The organism is Bullifex sp., assembly GCF_034103065.1.
Lineage (GTDB): Bacteria > Spirochaetota > Spirochaetia > Sphaerochaetales > Sphaerochaetaceae > Bullifex.
Map to the genome: position 1 here is coordinate 1 of NZ_JAXEGN010000124.1, position 5338 is coordinate 5338.

Here is a 5338-nt window from a genome sequence, read left to right on the forward strand (position 1 = left end):
ATTGAATTTGTTTTTCAAAATCCAGAATTAATCCCTGAATTAAATGTATTAAAGAATGTACTAATTCCAACAAGTAACAGAAAGGATAAAGTTATTAATGCTGATAATCTTCTCTCTCAATTAAATCTAGATGGATATGGAAAAAGAAGTGTAAATAATTTATCTGGAGGAGAAAAGCAAAGAGTTGCTATTGCAAGAGCACTTATTAATAACCCAGATATAATATTTGCTGATGAACCAACCGGTGCTCTAAACCAAAGGACATCAAAGGAAACAATGGAAGTATTTCTTAAGTTAAAGGAAAAAGGGAATACTATATTGATGGTAACTCATGATGCTAAGGTAGCATCATTTTCTGATCGTATTATTTATCTTGTAGATGGGAAAATTACAGGTGAGTTTAATAATATCAATAGAGATGAAAATGAAGTAAGAAGGTTTTTATCTAACCATGGATGGTAAAAAAATCTCCGGTATCCCGGAGATATTTTTAAATGTGAGATAGTAACACAGGAAAGGCTACTAGGGTTCCGAATGCACTTCCAACAGAGGAAAGTAAGAAAACTAATAGTGCATGAAGTATTCTATTTTTGTACCACCCTTTTAAGGTCATTGCATCATCGTTAATGCCTTCAAAATCCTTTACCTTTGGTTTTCTAAATGTTGCTTCTGCAATTCCTCCTAACATTCCTACACCTAAAACAGGATTAAGTGCAAAGAATGGCGCCGTAATTGTACAAGCTAAAATATTTAACGGATGTGCGAGAGATACTAATGTCATTAGGAAGGTACATGAGCAGTTAACAGCAATCCAGTATAAAAAGGTTTTTAAACCTTGGTCCCATCCTGAAGAGATAAAACTAAAAACAATTAACAGTACTATTAACATTGGTACTAAGTATGAAAAAACTTTACCAATTGGTTTTCCCTTTGGAACAATTGTTAGAGAGTCTAGTGTTGGAGTTTGCTTTCCTTCACTTAGGCTTTCAATAGTTGAAATTACACCTTGGGTATGTCCTGCACCAATGACAGCAACTTTCTTTTTACCTGGGGCCTCAAAAATAGATCTTCCTAAGTATTGATCTCTTTCATCAATTAATACTTCCTTAACCATTGGAAGTTCTTTAGCCATTTCCTGCATTAAAGTTTGAAGAGTGTCCTGGCTCTTTAATTGTTCAAGCTCCTCTGCAGTAATTTCTTCATTAGAAAAGGCTGCTGAAATTAGAGTTGCTAAAAGTTTACATTTATTCCAAAGAGAGCTTTTAGCCCAAGCTCTTTTAAATGTAGTTTGTATATCTCTGTCACATAAAGAAACAGGTATTCCTGCATTCTTTGCAACTTCAGCTGCACCTAAAATCTCTTCACCAGGCTTAGTTCCTGTTTGAGCTCCCATCCTTCGCTGGAAAGATGCTAATGCAGTATTTGCAAGTAGGAAGAACCCTTTTCCTTCTTTTATTACCTTTCTGATATCCATATTTTCATATGATTTCTTCTCGGTTTTAGATTTCATTCTTCCATCATCAAGCTCAATACAGACTCTATCTGGAGACTCTGTTTCTATGATGTTCTTTACTTCTTCGACACTATTTTGGCTTACATGAGCTGTGCCTATTAAAATTATTTCCTGATCATTTAAAATCAGCTTATGTACTGTATCACTGATATTTATTAATTGCATGTTAAAAACTATATATTAATAAATAACCATCGACAAGGTATCATTCTGGAAAAAATAGTTGCATAACACACTCTAATACATTTTCCTTAACAAATCTAACATAGAGTTTTCCTTCTTGTTTTTTGCTAGTAAAAGGTAAAATAGACCTAATTAACTTTGACTTATCATCAACAGGTATTGTTTGTAAAAGACTGTATTTGCCAACTGGAATGAATAAATGCTCATCATCTCTTGGAAGTGGAGGAAAACCACTTTCAATTATTTCTTTTTCTTTTTTAGTAAGAGGTTTTCTTGTTCCTGACCAAATTAAATCGGTTTTTAAAAAGACATCTTCAAAGTAAAAATGATAGCAAAAGCAAGTTTCACAACCAATAGCCATATCATCAATAGATGAGAAATTAATTTCTTCTTCTTTGTAGGTTATTTCATGAGTTAAATTAAGTGAGAATATCATGTAGATAGGTTAGAAAAAAAAGGAATATAAGGCAACAATCATCTTGTTTTATTAGCATATAAAAACTATCTTTATCATATGAGAAAAACAATTAATGATAATGTAACTTTATTTAGATATGAGAAAAGTCATGACGACCTTTTTGAAGGTTGCTGGCCTATTAGAGATGGTGTTTCTATCAATGCATATTGCGTTTGTGGAACAGAGAAAAAAGTATTAATTGATTACACTGAGTCAGGTGCTTCCTTTGATGCAGATTTAGCTGATATGGGACTTAGACTTGAGGATATCGATGTACTTGTATTAAATCATATGGAGCCAGACCATACAGGTGCTCTTAATGTACTTTTTACAAGATGTCCAAATATTGAAGTATATGCAACAAGACTTGGTGCTACTGAAACAGAGACTCTCTATGGACATAAAAATGTTCACATCATTACAAATGGTGAAGAGTTAAATATTGGTGGAAAAACTTTAGTCTTCTATGCAACACCAAATATCCACTGGCCAGATACTATGATGACTTATCTTAAAGAAGATGGAATTCTATTCTCTTGTGATGCATTCGGTGCTTTTGGTTCTTATCAGAGTGTATTTGATGATGAGCTTACAGATAGAGAGTGGGCTCTATTAAAGCCAGAAACAGAGAGATATTATGCATCTATTGTTGCATCATTCTCACCATTTGTATTAAGAGGTATTAAAGCTCTTAGTGCACTTGATATCAAAGTAATTTGCCCAAGTCATGGTATTGTATGGAGAAAGGATCCTTTATATGTAGTAACTTGGTATCAAAAACTAGCAACATATCTTGAAGGACCAAGAGAGAAGGAAATTACTATTCTTATTTCAAGTATGTATGGTAATACTCTTTCTTATATTTCTAACCTTGTTCAGATGGCAAAGCAGGAAGGTGTTGTAGTACATACTGTTAGAATTCCTGATACAAATGATTCTTACGCACTTGAAAAGGTATGGAGAAGTGAAGCATTTGTTGTTGCTGCTCCTACTTATGAAATGGAACTCTTCCCTTCAATGGCTCATACTTTAGACCTTCTTAACAGAAAAGCTGTTAAAGGTAGAAAGGTATTGTACTTTGGTTCATCTCTTTGGTCTGGTGGTGCTGCTAAAGAGTTTAATAGCTATGCAGAAAAGATGAAGCTTGAAGTTGTTGATGCAATCGAGTTTAGAGGTAAGGGAACTCCTGCTGATAGACAGAGAATTGAAGATGGCTTTAAAAAGCTTATTGAAGCAATAAAATAATAATTACTAAGATATAAAAGTGGGTGTTGCGTTTTATTTGCAACACCCATTTTTTACTACTTTAAAGTATAGCTATGTGAACTAACTAGTTCAAATTCACTGCTATCTTTTGCACATGAATAACACTCTATTTTAAATTCTGAAGTGTTTCGTGTGTACGTACATAGATAGAATGAAGGCTTTCCTTGTCTAAAATCCTCTCCATGAAAGCCATTTACAACTATTTCAGAAAAAGAATCTGTATAAGCCTTATAAGATTCAGGTACGTGCTTATGACCTGTTAAAAGTAAATCAACACCATATTTTGAGAAATTAGATAATAAATAGTTTCTTTCCTTTTCATCTGCAAAAGAGGCATAGAAATTAGTAACTGAGCCATATAAAGGTATGTGAGTTAATACTATTTTCTTTGAATTACTATCACTAGTTAATGTAGTCATAAGGTTATTTAATTGTTGTCTACCCAAGGTTCTAAATGCAGAATCAATAACATAAAAGTGAATATCAGAGAGCTTAAAACAGTAGTATGTTGAATCTGTTCCTGCGACAATTTTTAAGAATCTTTCAACACCACCATTTCTATTATCATGGTTACCAATAACATTAATTACTGGTTTAGAGCCAAATACACTATCACTCCATTCTTTATAGCTATCAAATTGCTCTTGTTGGCTATTATCAGAGACATCTCCAAGGTTAATTACTATATCAATGTTATTGATTATAGTTTGAATTTGTTCTTCAAATTCTTTTGTTTTAAAGTAAGTGCCTGGCTTATTTTTCCCAAAGTGAGTATCAGATATTAGTAATGCTTTAAAATCTTCTTTTTCAGGAATATTTTTTCCATCAATTTGAGTTAAATCAGTACTATAGTAATTTGTTCCAGGGTTTTTATATGGATCAATATTTGCAATTGGGACGATATTATCACATGAAATACATAGGATAATAGTAATTAAAAATAATAGTAATTTTCTCATAAATTAGCTCCCCAGTTTACAAATACTGTATAAGAATATCTATTTGAGAATGCAGTTTCAGCAAAACTATCTGCAAGTCCTGTTGTAATACTACATCCAACAGAAAGATTATCTGTAATTGATGCATCAATCAGGAAGGTTAAATCATATGCAAAATTAGTTGGTAGATAGAATAATGAGCCTGTAGAAACTTTAGCTTGGAAGTAAAAACGGTTATAGAAATCAAGGTAAATATCAACTAATGCAAAAGGGGCAATGCTAACTACAGAATTATTAATATAGTTTATAATACTTGCTTTGGTGTATACTCCTGCTAAAAGATTTGTTCCCAATCTAATAGGTCCTTTATTTTCAAAAGAAAAGGAAATAGCTGTTCCTAAAGAATATGTTGATGAAATACCATAGTAATAATATGCATTTCCAAATGAAAGTATTGAGAACATATCCCTAGATTCTTTAAAGCGAAGATTTTCGTAGTGCGTTATTCTAGTATCTGTCTGCTTTCCAATTTTCCATCTAGAAAAAATAGTAAATGTCGTTTCATGCTCATTTAGTTCTGCTGCAATAAAATTTTGTCTTTTTTCTTTTGCATAGCAAAGAGCTGCTGAACCAAAAAATGAATTATCATTTAGTGTGTCTTTACCACTACTGAGAGCTACATTGGTAATAAGCTGAGATGAATAAATAGGTGCCAATGTAGCAATCAGCAAAATAATAAGCAATAATAGTTTTTTCATGTAGGAATTTTACATTTATCTATAAAATATTTAAATAAATTTAGATATGTTAAATCTCTTTCTTTTAAAGCTTCTGGATGAAATTGGATAGCAATAATATTATCCTTCTCAAGAGCTTCAATTAATCCATCATCGCTATAGCCTGAAGCAATTAATCCCTTGCCAAGCGTTTTAACACCTTGGTGGTGAAGACTATTTACTCTTAAGAAGCTTCCAAAAATAC

The 5338-nt window shown here is 32.3% G+C and carries 7 protein-coding genes; 2 read left to right on the top strand and 5 right to left on the bottom strand.

The features are described 5' to 3' along the window. Positions 1–462 (top strand): ABC transporter ATP-binding protein (locus SOY52_RS04875; protein WP_320847856.1); only part of this gene is annotated, 462 nt, incomplete at its 5' end. Positions 463–490: 28 nt separating this feature from the next. On the opposite strand, the gene SOY52_RS04880 is transcribed toward SOY52_RS04875, so the two are convergent. Together SOY52_RS04880 and SOY52_RS04885 are read right to left on the bottom strand one after the other, a co-directional pair. Further along, positions 491–1678: a TraB/GumN family protein gene (locus SOY52_RS04880; protein WP_320847857.1), complete on the bottom strand. Its 1188-nt coding sequence runs from the start codon at positions 1676–1678 to the stop codon at positions 491–493. A 40-nt stretch (positions 1679–1718) separates the two neighbouring features. Continuing rightward, entirely contained in the window at positions 1719–2132 is a 414-nt protein-coding gene (locus tag SOY52_RS04885; RefSeq protein ID WP_320847858.1) for a hypothetical protein, read from the bottom strand. Positions 2133–2210: 78 nt separating this feature from the next. Between SOY52_RS04885 and SOY52_RS04890 the strand changes: the two genes are divergently transcribed. Further along, the gene (locus SOY52_RS04890) at positions 2211–3398 is read left to right on the top strand and encodes an FprA family A-type flavoprotein (RefSeq protein ID WP_320847859.1); all 1188 of its coding nucleotides are present in this window, start codon (positions 2211–2213) and stop codon (positions 3396–3398) included. Positions 3399–3454: 56 nt separating this feature from the next. On the opposite strand, the gene SOY52_RS04895 is transcribed toward SOY52_RS04890, so the two are convergent. The 3 genes from SOY52_RS04895 to SOY52_RS04905 all read right to left on the bottom strand — a co-directional run. Beyond that, positions 3455–4378, bottom strand: a complete 924-nt coding sequence (locus tag SOY52_RS04895; protein WP_320847860.1) for a metallophosphoesterase — start codon at positions 4376–4378, stop codon at positions 3455–3457. Next, the gene (locus SOY52_RS04900; protein WP_320847861.1) at positions 4375–5115 is read right to left on the bottom strand and encodes a hypothetical protein; all 741 of its coding nucleotides are present in this window, start codon (positions 5113–5115) and stop codon (positions 4375–4377) included. Before SOY52_RS04900 ends, SOY52_RS04895 begins: the two co-directional genes overlap by 4 nt. Next, positions 5112–5338, bottom strand: a 227-nt coding sequence (locus SOY52_RS04905) for a gamma-glutamyl-gamma-aminobutyrate hydrolase family protein (RefSeq protein ID WP_320847862.1), incomplete at its 5' end; no start/stop codon positions are given. The genes SOY52_RS04900 and SOY52_RS04905, both read right to left, overlap by 4 nt.